General features: G+C 62.5%; 1 pseudogene. It reads right to left on the bottom strand.

The features are described from left to right. Window positions 1-288, bottom strand: a pseudogene (locus tag U5805_RS31695) (Surface-exposed protein); the annotation flags it as partial.

The raw sequence follows: 288 nt of genomic DNA, 5'->3' as shown, positions 1-288 counted from the left end.
CTGGAGCGTCGTGACCGAACCCGAGAGATTCGACACGTTCGTGTTCGTCGCGTTCAGCTGCGAACCGTTCACCGCGTCCGTGCTCGTTGCGCTCAGCAGACCGTTGGCCACGTTGTGCAGCGCCACCGCGCTCGCACCCGAGCCGCCCAGCGTCACCGAGTTGTGCGCCGACGAGTCGTAAAGCACCGCGTCATTGAGCTTGCCGCTGATGTTCGTGATCTGGCTGTTGATGTTCGAAACGTTGCCTTGCAGCGTCGTGACATTGCCCTGGAGCGTCGTCACGTTGCC

This window comes from Paraburkholderia sp. J41, from assembly GCF_905220235.1.
GTDB lineage: Bacteria > Pseudomonadota > Gammaproteobacteria > Burkholderiales > Burkholderiaceae > Paraburkholderia.
This window is presented reverse-complemented; position numbering and strand designations above follow the sequence as displayed.